The organism is Pseudomonas sp. P4_B4 (assembly GCF_056402255.1).
This window is the reverse complement of record NZ_JBFUHS010000005.1, coordinates 22,517-41,338: the sequence shown is the minus strand read 5'-3', so window position 1 is coordinate 41,338 and position 18,822 is coordinate 22,517. Positions and strand designations below refer to the sequence as shown.

The window sequence follows — 18,822 nt, the reverse complement described above, 5'->3', positions numbered from 1 at the left end:
CAACGGCGATGGTGATGGCGATTCAACATTCAACCTCTATTTTGAATGTTGAATCGCTATCGTCGGAACGCCGCCCGGAGCCGGCTCGCTCCCACAGGTAAAGGGCGGGGTTACTTTCCTGGGGTCAGCGTCAACCGCGCCTTGCCATAGGCGTTGTCGAAGTTCTGCGGCTGCATCGGCAGGCTCATGTACTGGCCTTTGAGCCACGGTTCGATGCTGTTGAGGTAGTTCGGGCTGGCCGGGTTGCCGGATTGGCCGGTGCCGTTTTGTGCCATCAGCGGTTCGGACTGGCCGAAGTCGACGATAAAGCGCATGGCTGGCGCCAGCGTGGTGTTGAAGTCCTGGCCCCAGGCGAAGGCAGCGGTGTTGAGTGTGGTGTGATCGCCACCGGCCGGCAGCGGTCCGCGTACGGTCTGGCCGCTGCTGTTTTTCCATTCATAGCGATGCAGTTTGCCCCACTGCCAGGCTTTGTGATCGCCGCCCAACTGGCTGTCGCCTGCGCTGATCGCGGCGGCGAGGCTGCGAGCGAGGATCGCCGGTTTGTCTTCTTTCTGCGCGGTGCGCACGTCATCCCAGAACGGGCTGTCCTCACGCCCGAGCAAGTGATCGGCCTGGGCCGCGTAGGACAGCTTGCCGTCGGCGACAAAAGCTTTCCACGCCGGGTTGCTTTCCGGGCCCAGTTCATCGAGGAAGATCTGTCGGGTGCTTTCCTGCAGGAACAATTCGTAGATGGCCGCATCGGTGGAGGTCGGGCCGAGCTTGCCGTCGAACGCCATCAAGCGGCTGTAGGCTTCGTGTGCCTTGGCGCGATCGGCCGCCGGCAAGGCGTCCATGGCTTGTTTGAGTGGCTGGGCCATGCCCGGCGCTTCGAACATTTTCTTCAGCTTGGCAGCGAAGGTGGTGGTCTGGTCGTATTGCATGGCGATCAGGCTGCGGCTGTCGTGTTTGCCTGCGCTGGCCAGTTCGGCCAGGCGCTCGCCACGTTCCGGTGCCGCCCACGAGTTGGACAACTGCATGCCATAGCCATGGGGAATGACCCGCTGGTTGGCGGTGCCGAGCCAGCCCTGGGCCGGGTCCTGGTCGTAAGGGTGCAGCATCGGGTCGGCGTAACCGTCCCAATCGTATCGACCTTCCCAGCCCGGCGAGGGCAGCAAGCCTTCGCCTTCGCGGCGGTTGGGGTAACGACCGGTGACCTGCCAGCCGATGTGGCTGGCATCGGCGAACACCAGGTTCAGTGCGATGGCGCGGATTTCGCGGCTGGCATCCGAGGCTTTCTCGACGCTCTGGGCGCGGGACAGGTCGAAGAACGCGTCCAGGGTCTTGTCGTCGGTGAAGTTCGGCGTCTGCAAGGCCAGGCCGAAACCATTGGCCAGCGTGGTGCCCTGGGCGCTGTTGAGCAGCGGGCCATGACGGGTTTCGTACACGGCTTCGCGAATCGACCGCTGGCCTTTGACGAAGTAGGTTTCGTTGCGCACGATCGCCGTCTGCCACTTCCCGGCGTTTTCGTAGGTAAACCCGTTGCCCTGGCGCTTGATCTTCTCCAGGAACAGGTCCTGGTTGTCGCCCATCACGGACGTCATGCTCCACGCCACCTTGCCGTTGAAACCTCCAAGCACCATCGGCAGGCCCGCGATGGTCACGCCGGACGCCTGATACTTCGGCGCGCGAATCTGCACGTAACTGAACAACGAAGGCACGCCCAGCGGGCCGTGACTGTCACTGGCCAACAGGCTCTTGCCGCTGCGGCTGCGTTGCGGGGCGATGGCCCAGTTGTTCGACGAGGTGGCGCCCAGCAGGTTGAGGTCCGACAGTTGTCCCGTGGCTTTGCTGAGTTCAGCCAGCCCCGGCACTTGCCCGTTGAGCTTGAGGCCTTGCAGTTTTTCGCTTTCGGCGGCCGGCAGTTTTTCGTCGGGAGCCGACGGCGTCAGCCACGCCAGTTTGTCGGTGGTGACGGATTGGGCCAGCACCAACGAGGAAATTTCTTCCGGCAGGTTAGTCGACTGGCTGAAGTTCAACAGGCAGAAAATCAGCGCCGAATCTTCCGGCTGCCAGTATTCAGGCTGGTAACCAGTGGCCGCGAGGTCCGCCGGCAGTTTGTCGCGGTAGCGGAACAGGTAGGCGTTGACGCCCCGCGCATAGACTTCGAAGAAACGCTTGAGGCGTGGCGAAGAAGCCTTGTACAACTCGCCAGCACTTTTCTTCAGGTTGACCGCCCGCATGTAACGGTCGGCGTCCAACAGTTCGGCACCGTGCATCTCGGCCAAACGGCCCTGGGCCAGCAGGCGCAGGGTGACCATCTGCGTGATGCGGTCGCTGGCATGCACGTATCCGAGGGTGAACAGCGCGTCGTGGAAGCTGTTGCTTTCGATCAGCGGCATGCCCATGGCATTGCGACGCACCGAAACGCTCTGCGCCAGGCCCTTGAGTGGTTGTACGCCGGAGGTTGGCGGGAGGGTGTCCTGGGCGTTGAAGTTCTGACAACCGGTCAGGCTCAACACACCGGCCACTGCTGCGGCAACGCCGAACCGGGGTAGAAAATGAGTAAGGGCTGGCGAGGCCATGGCAAAGCTCCTGCGGGGGTAGAGGCGGCGGCGCGAAATAAAGGCGCTACGTTAGTGAGCGGGAGGTGGCCGCGCAAGCGGGGTACAAGGTTATTTCAGGATTTGTCTGATTATCCGAAAGATCGCAGCCTTGCCAGTCGCAATGGGGGATGTTGAAGTGCGACACGCTCAACAATCCTGGAGAAAAGTCGGCATGGAGCTCAAGGCAAACGCGGCACTGATCATCATCGATCAACAAAAAGGCATCCTGCATCCCAGGCTCGGCCGCAGGAATAACCCTCAGGCTGAAGAGCGCATGCTGGAATTGCTCGGCCATTGGCGGCGTACCGCTCGGCCGGTGATCCATGTGCAGCACCTGTCCCGCTCGGAGGACTCAGTGTTCTGGCCGCAGCAGTCGGGGGTGGAGTTTCAGGAACGGTTTCAGCCAATGGCCGGTGAACGCTTGATCCAGAAGCAGGTGCCGGATGCATTTTGCTCAACTGAACTGGAGGCTGCCTTGCGCGAGGCGGGGATCGGGCAGTTGATCATCGTGGGTGTCGCGACCCACAACTCGGTGGAATCCACGGCGCGTACCGCGGGCAACCTGGGGTTTGATACGTGGGTGGCCGAGGATTCGTGCTTTACCTTCGACAAGGCTGACTTTTTCGGCCATGCCCATAGCGCCGAAAAGGTGCATGCGATGTCGCTGGGGAATTTGCACGGCGAGTATGCGACGGTTGTAAGCAGCGCGCAGATCCTGTCAGCTGACTAAGCACCTGTGGGAGCGAGCTTGCTCCGGGCGGCGTTCCGACGATGGCAGTCTGACTGACACAGTCATAGTGAATGTGCCACCGTCATCGCGAGCAAGCTCGCTCCCACAGGAGAGGGCGGTGATTCAACAGGCGAAGCTAATCTTCGCCCGAAGCATCAAGCGCCGTGGCACTTCTTGAATTTTTTGCCGTTGCCGCATGGGCACGGATCGTTGCGGCCGACGTCTTTCAGGGCATTGCGCACCGGTTCCTGGTGAGCGTGGCCGCAGTTCGGACCGTGGACATGGCCGTGGTCGTGATCATGGTGGTGATGGTCATGGTCATGGTCATGATCGTGGTTGCAGTCAGGGCCGTGGACATGGGGTTGCTGGGTCATCGGTGTTGCTCCGGAATTAAATCGGCGGCGATTATCACGCCATTGCGCGCCAGGTGCACGTAGTGGGCGATGAATATACCGGTTTCCAGTTCACCTTCCAGACGATAGGGAATGGGTTGATCGGATTTTTTCAGCAGTTTGGCCAGATCACGGACCTTGGACCACAGGTTGGTGCGGATCGGCACCTTGAAGTAAGCGCTGTGCCTGGGGCCGATGGTGAACCAGTGTTCGTACTCGCCGTCGGCCAGCAGTATGTCACCCAAGTGAACGCGGTACTCCAGACTGCGCACGGTCAGGTCACTGTCGTTGGGGTTGTCGATGCGAAAATGCAGGAGGAATTTCTGTTCCAGCAGTTTGGCGCTGACCACCTCGATCTTCAGCAGATGGACCTCGGGGTCCGGCAAGTCGTCGTCGAACCACGATGCGCAGCCGCCGAGTCCCAGTGTCAGGAACAACGTGAGCAGACAGAGTGCGCCGCGGCGGATGATCATCGTGGTGTTTCTCCCTTGAGCCCCAGTCTAGACCCAAAAGATCGCAGCCTTCGGCAGGTCCAGCGTGGTGGACAGTCATTCCATGTCCTAACTGCTGAAATACCCTGCACAACACTTCTTGAATTTCTGCCCGCTGGCGCACGGGCACGCGTCATTGCGTCCGAGTTTGAGCTGCACGGTGGGGTCGATGAAATACCAGCGCCCGGTGTTCTGTACGAACGATGAGCGCTCTCGATGACTGTGCTCGCCATTGCTGTCGTGCCAGCGCGCGGTGAAGGTCACGAAAGCGTGTTCAGGCTGGCCGCCCAGCACCTCGGAGCTTTCCACCTCAAGGCCCAGCCACGTGCTTTGCGCGCTCCAGTCGCTGATCGATTGACGGTCCAGGCCGGCCTGTTGGGCGGGCAGGGTGGTGGCCACCAGATAGTCGACCAACCCCAGCACATAGGCGCTGTAGCGTGAGCGCATCAAGGCTTCCGCGCAGGGCGCCGGGTGTCCGGCATGGTAGTGACCGCAGCAGGCGTCGAGCAGGGTGCCGCTGCCGCATGGGCAAATGGATGTACTCATTGCATTACCACCAGTATTTCCCGAAGTTTTCCGGATTGGCCCAGAAGCGCGAATTGAGCCAGTCGGGGACTTGTTTGTATTCAAACAGATCGTAGGTAAACAGGGTCAAGACCTGTTCGTCCCGTTGAAAGCGTTCGCTGGCTTGCAGGGCCAGGGAGAAAAAGTCGGTTTCCTGCCAGCCACAGGCCGGCAGGTCTGCCAGCACTGCGATAYGGCTGGCGTTGAGGTTGCGAATGCCGCCCAGCAGGTTCAGGCCGTCGCGCTTGGGCAAATGCTCCAGGCAATCGACCACCAGGGCCAGGTCGAAACGGCGGGCCGCCAACTCGTCGGGCAACGGCCCGGGGGCAGCGAAAGCAACACAGCTGTCCGGGTGGGCGAGTTTGAAAGCTTCCAGTGCCGGGAACTCGCTGGCGCCGATCAACAACAGGCGCGCGGGGGCATATCGGTCAAGTAAAGCGGCCAGTGCCTGCTGCGGCGTGCGTGAAGAAATACCTGCAATCATCGAAGATCCTCAATCAGATCTGCCAAGACTAGCCTGCCCGAACGTTTGGGCCTAGAGCGCCCTGGCGACAAAAGCGCCAAGCTGCCGTTAATACGCGAATAAACAGCATGGCCTATTGCTGGCGGAGTTTAAAACTCGGGTCTTTACTACCTGAATCGGTTCTAAGCCGATCCCTCAGGAGAAAACTAGATGAGCATAGTTCGGACAGCATTACCCTTGGTTCTGCTAACCAGTGTCTTGACTGGTTGCGCAGGTTTGCAGAAAACCGACTGGCCGACCTGTGCGGCGGTTGGTGGTGTTGTGGGGGCGGGCCTCGGTGCGACCGAAAGCTCGGCATGGGCAGGGTATGGTGCTCTGCTCGTCGGCGGTACGGCAGCGGCTTATTGCTGGGTGCACGGTGATGGCGACGAAGACGGCGATGGTGTGCTGGATAGTCGCGACAAGTGCCCTGGCACGCCTAAAGGCGTTCGGGTCGATGCCAACGGTTGCCCACCACCACCACCTGTGGTCGAAGAGGCGGTTGTGGTCCAGGAAGAAACCATCGTCATCCGCGATGTTCACTTCCAGTTTGATAAAGCCACGCTTACCTCGTCCGACAAACAGGTACTCGACAAGATTGCCACTCGCCTGAAAGCCGAAGCCCCGACTGCTCAACTGACCGTAACCGGCCATACCGACAGTGTGGGCAGCGATACCTACAACCAGAAACTCTCGGATAAACGCGCGCACTCGGTGGTTGAATACCTCATCGAGCAAGGCGTACCTCGCAGCAACTTCGTGTCGGTTGTCGGTGCCGGTGAAAGCCAGCCGGTTGCGGACAACAAAACCGCTGACGGTCGTGCACAGAACCGTCGTACCGAAATCAAAATCCAGCGTTAAGCCCCCCTCGCATCCGCGCCTTGTGCAGTCGCGGATGCGGGTCTTTACTCCTGTGTAACCGGTATTGGCCGGTACACAGGAGCTTTCAATATGATCGTTCTCACAAGGACCGTCTTGCCGGTTCTGCTACTTGGCAGCCTGTTGACCGGTTGCGCGACCCACAGCGATGGTACTGCCCCCCTCAATCAACGAACCTGGCCAATTTGCAGCCTCATCGGCGGCCTGGTCGGTGGTGGCCTGGGCGCAATCGAAAGTGGCAGTTGGGCCGCGGGTGGGGCGGCGCTGGGTATCTTGTCCGGTGGGTTGATCTGCTATGCCCAGGATGGCGACGAAGACGGCGACGGCGTTTTCGACCGACGCGACCGTTGCCCTGACACCCCCGCCAATACCCCGGTCGACCATCGCGGTTGCCCGGCGCCGCAGTATCCGGACAGCGTCCAGGCCGAACCTGCGCAATCCGAAGTCATTACTCTGAGCGACGTACTGTTTGTCTTCAATCAATCCGACCTGACCCCGACGGCGAAGAGTCAACTGGACGCGTTGATGAGCAAGTTTGAGGATGCCGATGTGGTCAGCATCAAGGTGGTCGGCCATACCGACGGCGTCGGTTCGGATGCCTATAACCAGGCCTTGTCGGAGCGGCGTGCCAGCAGCGTGGCGGAGTACCTGTTGAGCCAGGGTGTCGCGCCGAACAAAGTCACCAGCGAAGGCAAGGGCGCGAGCCAACCGATTGCCGACAACGAAACAGAAGCAGGCCGTGCGAAAAACCGTCGCGTGGACCTGCATATAAATCGCTGAGCCAAGAGATAGAGCCGTCGGGCGACAGGTGTGAACGCGGCGACGGCCGTTCGGCGGCCCCCATGAAGATTTTTCCGTTGCCCTCTGGCTTAACCCGCGTGGAAGCCGTTACTGTGCGCGCAAACAATAATTCTCATCGGGGGCGCGTATGAAAGTCTTATGGGGGCTGGGGCGGGTACTGACCCTGCTGTTCTGGTCGGTGGTGCTGGTCAATCTGCTCACACCCTTCGTCTTTCCGCTGCACCCGTTGGTCAATCTGGCCGGTGGCCTGTTGGGGTTCATCCATCTTCTGGAAGCGTTGCTGTGCTATCGCAGCCTCCGGGGTCGCGCCCATCCCTGGCTTGACCGCCTGAAGATCGTCATTTTCGGTGTGTTCCACCTGCAAACCATTCCAGCCCCCACCGCTTCGAAGGCTTCCCATGCGTAAACTCTGTCTGCTCGCCGCACTCATCAGCCCATTGGCCAGCGCACAGGTGGTGAGTGTCGAACCCAACTCGCTGATGCGCTTGCCCAATACCGCCAGCACCCTGCAATTGGAACGCCTGGAAGTGGCCGATTACGGCACCTTGCTGATTCCCTCGAACGTGACCGAAGTCACGGTGGGTGAATTGCATCTGGGGCGTGAAGCGCGCATTGCCATCGTGCCGGGGGAACAGGCGCTGGCGCTGAAGGTCCGTCGCGCTGATTTGTCCGAAGGCAGCCAGATCACCGCGCGTGGCGCACCGGGGACCTATCAGAAGGCTGCCCGATCCGGACGTAACCTCGATTTGCAGATCAAGGCACTGAACGCTCCGCAATTGATCGTTGATGCTCGCGGTGGTGCGGGCGCACCGGGGTTTGTGGGTCTTGATGGGGCCAACGGCCAGGAACCGGGCTGTACCTGGGGGCAGGCCGGTCGTGGCGCGGATGGCAGTGATGGCAGCAATGGTCAGCCGGGCGCACCGGGGGCGCTGGTCAAACTGGCAGTGCCGCACGACTTCCCGGCAGACCGGATCAAAGTTCAGGTGGCCGGCGGTGCCGGTGGCCTGGCCGGCCCAGGTGGCAAACCGGGCGCGGGTGGCAAGGCCAAGGGCTGCCTGATTTACAAGGCTGATGGCGGCAAGAACGGTAAACCTGGCGCGGATGGGCAGCCGGGGTCTGAAGGCGCGGCGGGTTCGGTGACAGTGCAGCGGATGTAAGAAGCGCCGAGAGCCCTGTGGCGAGGGGGCTTGCCCCCGTTCGGCGGCGAAGCCGTCGCAAACCGGGCACCGCATGCCTTCAGAGAAATTGCGGATACCGAATCAGGGGTCGCTTCGCAACCCAACGGGGCGATGCGGCGTTCCGACAAGCCCCCTCGCCACAAAAGCCCCCTCCGGCTACATTTGCTTCAAAACATCGGCCGAGCCGCAGCGATCGCCACCAAAGCCAACCCCACCATCAGATTGATCCCCACCAACTTGCGGATCCGCCCCAGCACCGCTGCACCCGCGGGCCAATCCTGTTCTGCCACGGCGGTGCGCAGTTCCGGCAGCATCAGCGCCTGGATGCGGATAAACAGCGCGGTCATCACCACATACAGGCCCATCATCACCTGCACATAGCGCGGTGCGGTTTCAAAGCCGTTGAAGTGCATATGCAGCATGCCCACGCCGCTGACTGGCAACAGCACGACCGCCACCCAGACCCAGCGGAAAAAACCTTGAAACACTTCTATCCATAACTTCAGCCGGGCAGGGCCTTCAAGTGCCTTGATCGCGGCGGGGCGCAGGACCATCCAGGCGAAAAACATGCCGCCGACCCAGACCAGGGCCGCCAGTACATGCAGGCTATAAATGAGGCTAAAAGGTGTCATTGGGGTACTCCGTTCTGCGCGGGATTAATTAGCGGGGTATGATAGCGGCGATCCGAACCACTGAAAATTTATCCAGCGTTTTTTGCGCCCGACAATCCATGATCAGCACCGAACTCAAAACCACGATCCAGGGCGCCTACTCGCGTTTTCTCGAAGCCAAGAGCCTCAAGCCGCGCTACGGCCAACGCCTGATGATCGCCGAAGTCGCCAAGGTCCTGGGTGACATCGACACCGACGACGAAGGCCGGCGCAGTGGCGATCCCGCAATTGTCGCGGTGGAAGCCGGCACCGGTACCGGCAAGACCGTGGCCTACAGCCTGGCGGCGATTCCCACGGCGAAGGCCGCGGGCAAACGCCTGGTGATCGCCACGGCCACCGTGGCCCTGCAAGAGCAGATCGTTTACAAGGACTTGCCTGACCTGATGCGCAACAGCGGGCTGAATTTCAGCTTCGCCCTGGCCAAAGGGCGCGGGCGCTACATGTGCCTGTCCAAGCTCGACATGTTGCTTCAGGAAGGCCACGCGCAGACCGCCACGGCGCAGTTGTTCGAAGAAGAAGGTTTCAAGATCGAGGTCGACGAGGCCAGCCAGAAGCTGTTCACCAGCATGATCGAAAAACTCGCCGGCAATAAGTGGGACGGCGACCGCGACAGTTGGTCCACCGCCCTGGAAGACGCCGACTGGGCGCGGCTGACCACCGACCACAGCCAGTGCACCAACCGCCATTGCCCGAACTTTGGCCAGTGCGCCTTCTACAAGGCCCGCGAAGGCATGGGCAAGGTCGACGTGATCGTTACCAACCACGACATGGTCCTGGCCGACCTGGCCCTGGGCGGCGGCGCCGTGCTGCCGGATCCGCGCGACACCATCTACGTGTTCGACGAAGGCCACCACCTGCCGGACAAGGCCATCGGCCACTTCGCCCATTACACGCGCCTGCGCTCCACCGCCGACTGGCTGGAAACCACTGCCAAGAACCTCACCAAACTGCTGGCCCAGCACCCGCTGCCGGGGGACCTGGGCAAGTTGATCGAGCAGGTGCCGGAGCTGGCGCGGGAGATCAAGACCCAGCAGCAGTTCATGTTTACCGCGTGCGAGCAGATTGCCGATTTCAAACCCGGCGAAGACGTTGAAGGCCGCGAGCGCCCGCGTCATCGATTCGTCGGCGGGGTGATTCCCGAGCACATGCGTGAAATGGGCATCGAACTGAAGAAAGGCTTCGCGCGCCTGACCGATCTGTTTACCCGCCTGACCGACCTGCTCAAGGAAGGCATGGACGGCGAGGTCAACATTGGCATCGCCAGCAACCAGGCCGAAGAGTGGTATCCGCTGTTCGGCAGCCTGCTGTCGCGTTCTTCCGGCAACTGGGAGTTGTGGACCGCCTTCACCGTCGAAGACCCGGAAGACAACCCGCCGATGGCCCGCTGGCTGACCCTGGCCGAAAGCGGTTCGCTGTTCGACATCGAAGTCAACGCAAGCCCCATCCTCGCGGCGGAAATGCTTCGCCGCAACCTGTGGAACGTGGCGTATGGCTGTCTGGTGACTTCGGCGACCTTGACGGCCCTCGGCACTTTCGACCGCTTCCGCATGCGCGCCGGCTTGCCGAAAAAGGCCGTGACGGCGGTGGTGCCAAGCCCGTTCCATCACGCCGACGCCGGTGTGTTGCGGGTACCGAACCTGAACGCCGATCCGCGTGATGCAGCGGCGCATACCGCCGCGATCATTCGTGATCTGCCCGAGTTGGTCGAAGGCTCGCGGGGCACGCTGGTGCTGTTTTCCTCGCGTAAACAGATGCAGGACGTGTTCGACGGCCTCGACCGCGACTGGCGCAAGCAAGTGTTCATCCAGGGCAACCTGTCGAAACAGGAAACCCTCAACAAGCACAAGGCGCGAGTCGATGGCGGCGACTCCAGCGTGTTGTTCGGCTTGGCGAGCTTCGCCGAAGGGGTCGACTTGCCCGGTGCCTATTGCGAGCACGTGGTCATTGCCAAGATTCCTTTCTCGGTGCCCGATGATCCGGTCGAAGCGGCGCTGGCCGAGTGGATCGAAGCCCGGGGCGGCAATCCATTCATGGAAATCTCCGTGCCGGACGCCTCGCTGAAATTGGTCCAGGCCTGCGGTCGCTTGCTGCGCACCGAAGAAGATCGCGGCACCATCACCTTGCTCGACCGGCGCCTGGTGACCCAGCGCTATGGCAAAGCCATCCTCAACGCGTTGCCGCCGTTCCGTCGAGAAATTTCCTGAAGCACCGGTGGGCAGTTTTGCCCACCGCGTTGTCTATCTCTCTGCCACCGCTTTTTCACTGGCCCATTGAAGGTCGTTAGGGAGAATTTCGTTCTCATGATTTGCCGTTCGTTGCCTGCTGTTTTTGCCCTGCTGTTCGCAACACCGCTGTTGGCCGCCCCCGCCAGCCAGCAGATGCTGTTCAACTTTGTGCGCCCCGCCGACGTGGTCCAGGTGGCGACTCAGGACGCCAGCCTGCCGCAATCCAACGCCGAGCAAACCCCCGAGGGCGAAGTGCTGCGCCGGGTGACGTTCAACCCGGTCGCCCGGCCGACTTTGCGCCTGACCCCGCAAACCGGTGCCTGGGACTGGTCGCAGTCGGGCGTCATGAGCCTGCGGATCCAGAGCGCGATGAACTGGGCCTTGACCCTGTACGTGACCATCCAGAGCAACGACGGCAAGACACTGGTCAGCCGCGTCGATCTGCCGGCGGGGCCTGCGCAAACCCTGTTGGTGCCTTTGTACGCGACATCACCGCTGAGCCAGGGCATGAAGGCTGGCCCGCCGATGCCAATGACCGTCGAGGGTCAGCGAGTGTTGCTGGCCAGCAGCGCCGGTGAACTGGATCTCAGCCAGGTGGTGTCGGTGAGTTTGTCGATGGACCAGCCCAAAGCCGCGCAAAGCATCCTGCTGGAGCGTTTTGGTGTGCAGGACGGCGAGTCGGTCACCCAAGCCGTGTATGGCGGGTTGGTGGATGCTTACGGTCAGTCGACCCGGGACAAATGGCCGGAAAAAATCAGCAGCGACGAACAACTGAAAAGCGCCGCCGCCAAAGAGCAGCAGCAACTGAAAACCTGGCTGGCCGAACGTGAGAAGTCGTCCCTGGACAAGTTCGGTGGTCTGACCAAAGGCCCGTCCTTCAAGGCCAGCGGCTTTTTCCGCACCGAGAAACGCGACGGACGCTGGTATCTGGTGACGCCGGAAGGCCATCCGTTTTATTCGCTAGGGGTTAACACCGTCGCTGCAGACGTCAACCAGACCTACGTTGCCGGTCGCGAATGGATGTTCGAATCCCTGCCCAAGGCTGAAGAGGCCCTGGCCAGTCATTACGGCGAAGGCGACAACCGTGGTGGCAACGGAGCCGATCAGGGCCGCGGCTACAATGCCGGGCGCTGGTACGACTTCTACGGCGCCAATCTGCAACGTCTGAATGGCGATCCGTGCGCGAAGGGTAGCGATACCAAGGCCGGTGTCGCCGAAGCGGCCAAGACCGAAGCGACAGAAGCGACAGCCGTAGAGCCAAAACCTGCCGAACCGTGTAAGGCGCAGTTCGACGAGCAGCGCTGGGCCAGTCACACCCTTGATCGTTTGCAGGCCTGGGGTTTCAACACCATCGGCAACTGGAGCGCCCCCGTACTGGGCGACGCGGATCGCGTGCCGTACACCTTGCCGCTGTCGATCGTCGGCGACTACGCCAGCATCAGCACCGGCACTGATTGGTGGGGCGGCATGCCCGACCCGTTCGACCCGCGTTTCGCCATGGCCACCGAGCGTGCAGTGGCGATTGCTGCCCGCGACCATCGTGACGATCCGTGGCTGATCGGTTACTACGCCGACAACGAACTGGCCTGGGCCGGCCCCGGCGATGAACCGAAAGCCCGTTATGCCCTGGCCTACGGCACCTTGAAAATGACCACCGACGTGCCGGCCAAGCGCGCATTTCTCAAGCAGCTGCGTGACAAGTACCGCAATCAGGCTGGCCTGTCGAAAGCCTGGGGCATTGATCTGCCAGCCTGGGAGCTGATGGAAGATCCGGGGTTCGTACCACCGCTCCCGAGCGCCGAGCATCCGGAAATCGAAGCCGACTTCAAATACTTCCAGAAGGTCTTTGCCGACACTTACTTCAAGACCATCTCCGACTCGCTCAAGTGGCACGCGCCGAACCAGTTGCTGCTCGGCGGCCGTTTCGCGATCAGCACGCCGCAAGCCCTGGAGTCCTGCGCCCAGTACTGCGACGTGTTGAGCTTCAACATGTACACCCTGCAACCTCAGGATGGTTACGACTTCGCCAAGTTGCGCAGTCTCGACAAACCGGTGCTGATCACCGAGTTCAATTTCGGCTCGGCTGATCGTGGCCCGTTCTGGGGTGGCGTTACGCCGTTGGCGAAGGAAGAGGACCGCGGTCCGGCGTATGCCAACTTCCTCAAGCAGGCATTGAGCGAGCCGTCGATTGTCGGCGTGCATTGGTTCCAGTACCTCGATCAACCGGTTACCGGGCGCTTGCTTGACGGTGAAAACGGTCACTTCGGGTTGGTGGGCATCACTGATCTGCCGTTCCAGGGTTTTGTCGACAGCGTGCGCAAGAGCAACCTGGCGACAGTCGAGCAACTGGGCAAAGAGGCCGAGAAGGCTGCGGCCGCCGCCGACAAAGCCAGCCACGACGCCGAGGGCGGCCGCAAGGCCGAGGCCGGCAAGGGGCCGGGGAAGGGCGCTGGTGGGCATTCCGGCAAAGGCCATTAATCCCTGAAACCCCGTGGCGAGGGGGCTTGTCCCCTCGCCACAACCATCCAGCCCAACCCTGTTCCCAAAACCCTCAAGGGCTGGAACAATGCCGACCACTTTGTAGAGCGTTAATCCGGGGAGTTGCGGGTGCAGATTCAGGGTCATTACGAGCTTAAGTTCGAAGCGGTGCGAGAGGCGTTCGCGGCGCTGTTCGACGATCCCCAGGAGCGTGGCGCAGCGTTGTGCATTCAGGTCGGCGGCGAAACCGTCCTCGATCTGTGGGCCGGTACTGCCGACAAGGACGGGGCCGAGGCCTGGCACAGCGATACCATCGCCAACCTGTTCTCCTGCACCAAGACCTTTACTGCCGTCACCGCGCTGCAATTGGTGGCCGAAGGCAAGCTGCAACTGGATGCCCCGGTCGCGCGCTACTGGCCCGAATTTGCCGCTGCCGGCAAAGAGTCCGTCACCCTGCGTCAACTGCTCTGTCATCAGGCCGGCCTTCCGGCATTGCGCGAGTTACTGGCCCCCGAAGCCCTTTACGACTGGCAAACCATGGTCGACGCCCTGGCCGCCGAAACGCCGTGGTGGACGCCGGGCGAAGGCCACGGTTACGCGGCGATCACCTATGGCTGGCTGGTCGGCGAATTGCTGCGCCGTGCCGACGGTCGCGGGCCGGGTGAATCCATCGTCGCGCGGGTCGCCAAACCGTTGGGCCTGGACTTCCATGTGGGCCTGGCCGACGCAGAGTTCCATCGCGTGGCCCACATTGCGCGGGGCAAGGGCAATGTCGGCGACGCCGCCGCCCAGCGCCTGCTGCAAGTAACCATGCGTGAGCCAACGGCCATGACGACCCGGGCGTTCACTAACCCGCCGTCGATCATGACCAGCACCAACAAACCCGAGTGGCGACGCATGCAACAGCCGGCCGCCAATGGTCATGGCAATGCCCGCAGCCTGGCCGGGTTCTACGCCGGCCTGCTCGACGGCAGCTTGCTGGAAAGCGAAATGCTCGATGAATTGACTCGTGAGCACAGCCTCGGCGAGGACAAGACTTTACTGACCCGGACCCGTTTCGGCCTGGGCTGCATGCTCGATCAACCGGACGTTGCCAATGCCACCTTCGGCCTTGGCCCGCGGGCGTTTGGTCATCCGGGTGCCGGCGGCTCCATCGGTTTTGCCGACCCGGAGCACGATGTGGCTTTCGGATTTGTGACAAATACCCTGGGGCCGTACGTCTTGATGGACCCGCGCGCGCAAAAGCTGGTGCGGGTTCTGGCCACTTGTCTGTAAAAGCGGCTATCGGGCTCCAGGGCTGGAACCCGATAACCTTTTCAGTTTCAAAGCGTCTGTTTATACCGGCCAATGTGGCCTGATTTTTTTGACTTCATTTTTGTGGATATCCAATGTCATCCAATAAAACCCTCGCCTTGGCCCTGTGCTTCGCTATTACCGGTTGCGCACAGACTCCACAGAAAGACGCGACGGCACCTGTCGCCAAGACTGAAAGCGGCAGCCTCTGGTACTGGCCGTTCGGTTCCGACGACAGCGCCGGCAAGCCAGTGGTCAAGCCGGAGGTGAAACCTGCAGTCAAACCTGTTGCGCTGGCCAAGGCCGAAACCGATAGCGCCAGCAAGTGGTGGTGGCCGTTTGGCGGAAGCGAGCAAAGCGCCGCCAAGGCTGTGCCGATGCCAGACCCGAAAGTCACCCAGGCCTGGCTTGACGACTACGAACCGCGTCTGCGCGAGGCGGTCAAGGGCAGCAACATGCAACTCGAGCGCCGCGAAAACGTGCTGGTGGTGACTGCGCCGGTCGAAGGCTCGTTCAACCCTGATCGTCCAGCCATGCTGCTGCCGGTCACACTCGGCCCGTTTACCCGGGTTGCGAAGATCCTTGAAGCCGATCCAAAGACCGCTGTGTTGATCCTCGGCCACAGCGATACGTCCGGCGCTGCGCCTGCCAACGTCAAACTGAGCCAGGAGCGTGCCCAGGCCGTTGCGGCAATTTTCCGCCTCAGTGGTTTGCAGCGTGATCGCTTGATGTTGCGTGGCCTGGGCGGTGATGCACCGCGTGCCGCCAACGACAGCGTGCAAGGGCGTGCGTTGAACCGCCGCGTGGAACTGCTGGTGACCCCACAGAACACCATGGTCGCGCTGCTGAGCAAGTACAACATGCCGGCCCCGGCGCCTGTGAACATGGTCGCTGCCGCTGACGTCAAACCGGTCGCCAAGCCTGTGACACCAGCCCCGGCTGCAAAAAAAGCGGCCGTCCCGACCATGAAAAAGGCGCCAGCCAAAAAAGCACCGGCCAAGAAAACACCAGCGAAAACCGCAACGCCGGCAAAAAAGACCACGCCAGCCAAAGCCTCCGCGGCTGACAAGAAAGTCGTTGCCACCGATACTGCAAAACAGTGATTCGCTAACCAAAAGGAATGCGCCATGACCCAGGGCCTGGCTGATATGCGTCGTGACTACACCCGTGATGGCCTGACCGAGGCACAAGCCCCGGCCGAGCCGTTTGCGCTGTTCCACCAGTGGTTCGCCGACGCGGTGAAAACCGAACAGGCGCCGGTGGAAGCCAACGCCATGACCCTGGCTACCGTCGACCAGGACGGTCGGCCACATTGTCGCATTCTGTTGCTCAAGGGCCTGGACGAACAGGGCTTCACCTTTTTCACCAACTACGAAAGCGCCAAGGGTCAGCACCTGGCCGCGAATCCGTTCGCGGCCATGACGTTTTTCTGGCCGGCGCTGGAGCGCCAGGTGCGCATCGAAGGGCGGGTGGTGAAGGTCACGCCTGAAGAGTCCGACGCCTATTATCAAGTCCGTCCGCTGGGCAGTCGCCTGGGGGCCTGGGCATCGCCGCAGAGCCGCGTGATCGCCGGTCGTGGCGAGCTCGAAACGCTGCTCAAGGACACCGAGCAACGTTTCAGCGACACCCAGCCGCATTGCCCGGAACACTGGGGCGGTTATCGCCTGCTGCCGGAGCGCATCGAATTCTGGCAGGGCCGCCCAAGCCGCCTGCACGACCGCCTCAATTACCGCCAGCAGGGCGCCGACTGGATTCTTGAACGTCTGGCACCCTGAGCAGTCTACCGACCGGGATAGCCTGCTGCAGCGGCCTCCAGCCACTTCGGCAGGTCTCGACGCTTGATCTTCTGCGCCTGAGCACTCGCCAATTGTTCGAGCATGAAGGCTTTTTTCTGCTCGTCCTTGCCCGCCAGCGCTAGCGCCAGGTCGCGGTCCATCCAGCGTTTGATCCGCACGTACAACCACCAATGGAAGTACAAACCGGCAACAGTCGTGACGACAATGATAAAGTAGTCCATTGAAATCCTTGGCCAGTGGGGCAGCTTTGCGAATTTGCCGCTACTGTGTGAGTTCGTGGCGGCGCCTTAACGGAGCCTGAATCAAACCAATTTTACCCGGGCGATACCGTGACAGGCGTCAAGCTGCGGAGTTTAATGAATATCTGTTTCTTTGGAGTTGATGCTATGCGTAAGTCTGTTCTGCTGGTTGCTTCCTTTTCCACGATGGCGATGTTGCTCACTGGTTGCCAATCGAGCCTGACCGGTGACTCCTATTCCCGTGACGAGGCGCGTCGTGTGCAGACCGTTCGCATGGGCACCATCGAAGCATTGCGTCCGGTGAAAATCGAAGGCACCAAAACCCCGATCGGCGGTGCTGCAGGTGCAGTGGTCGGCGGCGTTGGCGGCAGCTCCATTGGTGGCGGCAAAGGCAGCGTCGTTGCTGCCGTCATCGGTGCTGTGGCCGGCGGCCTGATCGGTTCGGCTGCTGAAGAAGGCCTGACCCGCACCCAAGGCGTGGAAATCACCGTACGCGAAGACGATGGCAGCATGCGCGCCTACGTTCAGGAAGTTCAGCCGAACGAAGTGTTCCGTGTTGGCGAGCGTGTGCGCATCGCAAGTGTGAATGGCACCAGCCGCGTTTCGCACTAAGCGCAAACACCGGATAAACAAAAAACCCGATCAGGTGACTGATCGGGTTTTTTGTTTTTAGCTGAGGTGAGTCTTGATTGGTGCCAGGCGTTATCGGTTTATCAGGATGCCAGGTTGGAGCTCTTGCGGCTCGCCATCGCTGTCACCCCATAACCGATCAGCGCGGCCAGAATCGAACCGGTCAAGATCCCCATGCGGTCCATCCCGGCGAAATCACTCACGCCTGGCTCAAAGGCCAGCGAGCCGACAAACAGACTCATCGTGAAACCAATGCCGCAGAGAATCGCCACGCCCAGTATCTGGCCCCAATTGGCGCCTTGGGGCAGGGCGGCGATACCGGTTTTCACGGCCAGCCAGGTCAGGCCGAAGACTCCGACGGTCTTGCCTAGCAGCAGCCCGATGGCGATGCCCATGGGAACGTGGTGAGTGAAGCTCTCGACGGTGACACCGCTCAGGGACAGGCCGGCATTGGCAAAGGCGAACAGCGGCAGGATGCCGTAGGCGACCCACGGGTGCAGGGCGTGTTCCAGGGTCAGCAGCGGCGAAGGCTCGGCATTTTTCGTGCGTAGCGGAATGCAGAAAGCCAGGGTCACGCCGGCCAGCGTGGCGTGGACACCGCTCTTGAGCACACAGACCCAGAGGATCAAGCCAATGATCATGTACGGCCCGAGCTTGACCACGCCAAGCCGGTTCATCCCGATCAGCGCCGCAATACAGGCCGCGGCCAGCGCCAGGGACAGGGTCGACAACGCGCCGGAATAGAAGATCGCAATGATGATGATCGCGCCGAGGTCGTCGATGATCGCCAGGGTCATCAGGAACAGTTTCAGCGATACCGGAACCCGTTTGCCCAGCAATGCCAGCACGCCAAGGGCGAACGCGATGTCGGTAGCGGTCGGGATGGCCCAGCCGTTCAGGGCCGGTGGCGTGTCGCGATTGAGGTACCAGTAGATCAGCGCCGGCACCACCATGCCACCAATGGCGGCGGCACCGGGCAGGACGATTTGCGACGGTTTGGACAACTGGCCGTCGAGGACTTCGCGCTTCACTTCCAGGCCGATCAGCAGGAAGAACAGCGCCATCAGGCCGTCGTTGATCCACAGCAGCAACGGCTTGGCGATTTTCAGCGCGCCGATCTGCGCCACCACGGGGGTGTCCAGCAGGCCGTTGTACAGCCACGACAGCGGCGAGTTGTTGATGATTAGAGCCAGAACGGCAGCGGCGATCAGTAGCAGACCGCTGGCAGCTTCCAACTGAAAGAAACGCGTGAAAGTGCTACGCAGAGGCAAGGTCGCTCTCCATCTGTGAATTCAAAAGGTGTTACACCCTAACAAGTACTGTTAGTTGTTAAAACAAAAGTTATATTCTTTTTTGTTATATGTCGTTACA

19 protein-coding genes are annotated in these 18,822 nt (G+C 61.4%); 11 read left to right on the top strand and 8 right to left on the bottom strand.

Going from position 1 to position 18,822, the window contains the following annotated elements:
• Positions 1-110: 110 nt before the first annotated feature.
• On the bottom strand, positions 111-2,561 hold the full coding sequence (locus AC1DVE_RS07865; protein WP_477783870.1) for a penicillin acylase family protein: 2,451 nt from the start codon (positions 2,559-2,561) through the stop codon (positions 111-113).
• 193 nt (positions 2,562-2,754) lie between these two features.
• Between AC1DVE_RS07865 and AC1DVE_RS07860 the strand changes: the two genes are divergently transcribed.
• Positions 2,755-3,312 carry a cysteine hydrolase family protein gene (locus AC1DVE_RS07860; protein ID WP_223458923.1) on the top strand — a complete coding sequence of 186 codons (558 nt, stop codon included), beginning with the start codon at positions 2,755-2,757 and terminating at the stop codon, positions 3,310-3,312.
• 155 nt (positions 3,313-3,467) lie between these two features.
• Here the strand turns inward: AC1DVE_RS07860 and AC1DVE_RS07855 are convergent, their stop codons facing one another.
• From AC1DVE_RS07855 to AC1DVE_RS07840, 4 genes are all read right to left on the bottom strand, one after another.
• Entirely contained in the window at positions 3,468-3,686 is a 219-nt protein-coding gene (locus tag AC1DVE_RS07855; protein WP_159389530.1) for an SEC-C metal-binding domain-containing protein, read from the bottom strand.
• Positions 3,683-4,177, bottom strand: a complete 495-nt coding sequence (locus AC1DVE_RS07850; RefSeq protein WP_223532519.1) for an LEA/WHy family protein — start codon at positions 4,175-4,177, stop codon at positions 3,683-3,685. The genes AC1DVE_RS07855 and AC1DVE_RS07850 overlap by 4 nt, the downstream gene beginning before the upstream one ends.
• 87 nt (positions 4,178-4,264) lie before the next feature.
• A complete protein-coding gene (locus tag AC1DVE_RS07845) occupies positions 4,265-4,741 on the bottom strand; it encodes a YchJ family protein (RefSeq protein ID WP_223458928.1) in 477 nt (158 codons plus the stop codon).
• 4 nt (positions 4,742-4,745) lie between these two features.
• Positions 4,746-5,243: a DUF6231 family protein gene (locus tag AC1DVE_RS07840; protein WP_477783869.1), complete on the bottom strand. Its 498-nt coding sequence runs from the start codon at positions 5,241-5,243 to the stop codon at positions 4,746-4,748.
• Positions 5,244-5,432: 189 nt separating this feature from the next.
• Here AC1DVE_RS07840 and AC1DVE_RS07835 point away from each other — a divergent pair, with 189 nt between their 5' ends.
• From AC1DVE_RS07835 to AC1DVE_RS07820, 4 genes are all read left to right on the top strand, one after another.
• The gene (locus AC1DVE_RS07835; RefSeq protein ID WP_223458932.1) at positions 5,433-6,122 is read left to right on the top strand and encodes a PA1041 family peptidoglycan-binding anchor lipoprotein; all 690 of its coding nucleotides are present in this window, start codon (positions 5,433-5,435) and stop codon (positions 6,120-6,122) included.
• 90 nt (positions 6,123-6,212) lie between these two features.
• Positions 6,213-6,920, top strand: a complete 708-nt coding sequence (locus AC1DVE_RS07830; RefSeq protein WP_223458934.1) for a PA1041 family peptidoglycan-binding anchor lipoprotein — start codon at positions 6,213-6,215, stop codon at positions 6,918-6,920.
• A gap of 148 nt (positions 6,921-7,068) precedes the next feature.
• On the top strand, positions 7,069-7,347 hold the full coding sequence (locus tag AC1DVE_RS07825; RefSeq protein ID WP_223458936.1) for a DUF1145 domain-containing protein: 279 nt from the start codon (positions 7,069-7,071) through the stop codon (positions 7,345-7,347).
• Positions 7,340-8,098 (top strand): collagen-like protein, encoded by a 759-nt coding sequence (locus AC1DVE_RS07820; RefSeq protein WP_223458938.1) that lies wholly within the window; start codon positions 7,340-7,342, stop codon positions 8,096-8,098. The genes AC1DVE_RS07825 and AC1DVE_RS07820 overlap by 8 nt, the downstream gene beginning before the upstream one ends.
• A gap of 188 nt (positions 8,099-8,286) precedes the next feature.
• Here the strand turns inward: AC1DVE_RS07820 and AC1DVE_RS07815 are convergent, their stop codons facing one another.
• Positions 8,287-8,751, bottom strand: coding sequence for a CopD family protein (locus AC1DVE_RS07815; RefSeq protein WP_223458940.1), 465 nt, complete (start codon positions 8,749-8,751; stop codon positions 8,287-8,289).
• 98 nt (positions 8,752-8,849) lie between these two features.
• Between AC1DVE_RS07815 and dinG the strand changes: the two genes are divergently transcribed.
• From dinG to pdxH, 5 genes are all read left to right on the top strand, one after another.
• Positions 8,850-10,994: an ATP-dependent DNA helicase DinG gene (dinG, locus tag AC1DVE_RS07810; protein ID WP_223458942.1), complete on the top strand. Its 2,145-nt coding sequence runs from the start codon at positions 8,850-8,852 to the stop codon at positions 10,992-10,994.
• A gap of 96 nt (positions 10,995-11,090) precedes the next feature.
• Positions 11,091-13,493 (top strand): beta-galactosidase, encoded by a 2,403-nt coding sequence (locus tag AC1DVE_RS07805; RefSeq protein ID WP_477783868.1) that lies wholly within the window; start codon positions 11,091-11,093, stop codon positions 13,491-13,493.
• A gap of 129 nt (positions 13,494-13,622) precedes the next feature.
• The gene (locus tag AC1DVE_RS07800; RefSeq protein ID WP_223534218.1) at positions 13,623-14,768 is read left to right on the top strand and encodes a serine hydrolase domain-containing protein; all 1,146 of its coding nucleotides are present in this window, start codon (positions 13,623-13,625) and stop codon (positions 14,766-14,768) included.
• Positions 14,769-14,881: 113 nt separating this feature from the next.
• Positions 14,882-15,889 (top strand): OmpA family protein, encoded by a 1,008-nt coding sequence (locus AC1DVE_RS07795; protein WP_223534216.1) that lies wholly within the window; start codon positions 14,882-14,884, stop codon positions 15,887-15,889.
• 24 nt (positions 15,890-15,913) lie between these two features.
• Entirely contained in the window at positions 15,914-16,561 is a 648-nt protein-coding gene (gene pdxH / locus AC1DVE_RS07790; RefSeq protein ID WP_223458950.1) for a pyridoxamine 5'-phosphate oxidase, read from the top strand.
• Positions 16,562-16,566: 5 nt separating this feature from the next.
• Here pdxH and AC1DVE_RS07785 read toward each other — a convergent pair whose 3' ends face one another.
• Positions 16,567-16,803, bottom strand: coding sequence for a hypothetical protein (locus tag AC1DVE_RS07785; protein ID WP_116262154.1), 237 nt, complete (start codon positions 16,801-16,803; stop codon positions 16,567-16,569).
• A gap of 165 nt (positions 16,804-16,968) precedes the next feature.
• Here AC1DVE_RS07785 and AC1DVE_RS07780 point away from each other — a divergent pair, with 165 nt between their 5' ends.
• Positions 16,969-17,433, top strand: coding sequence for an outer membrane lipoprotein (locus tag AC1DVE_RS07780; RefSeq protein WP_007996795.1), 465 nt, complete (start codon positions 16,969-16,971; stop codon positions 17,431-17,433).
• A gap of 101 nt (positions 17,434-17,534) precedes the next feature.
• Here the strand turns inward: AC1DVE_RS07780 and nhaA are convergent, their stop codons facing one another.
• Entirely contained in the window at positions 17,535-18,722 is a 1,188-nt protein-coding gene (gene nhaA, locus AC1DVE_RS07775; RefSeq protein WP_108227862.1) for a Na+/H+ antiporter NhaA, read from the bottom strand.
• Positions 18,723-18,822 lie beyond the last annotated feature (100 nt).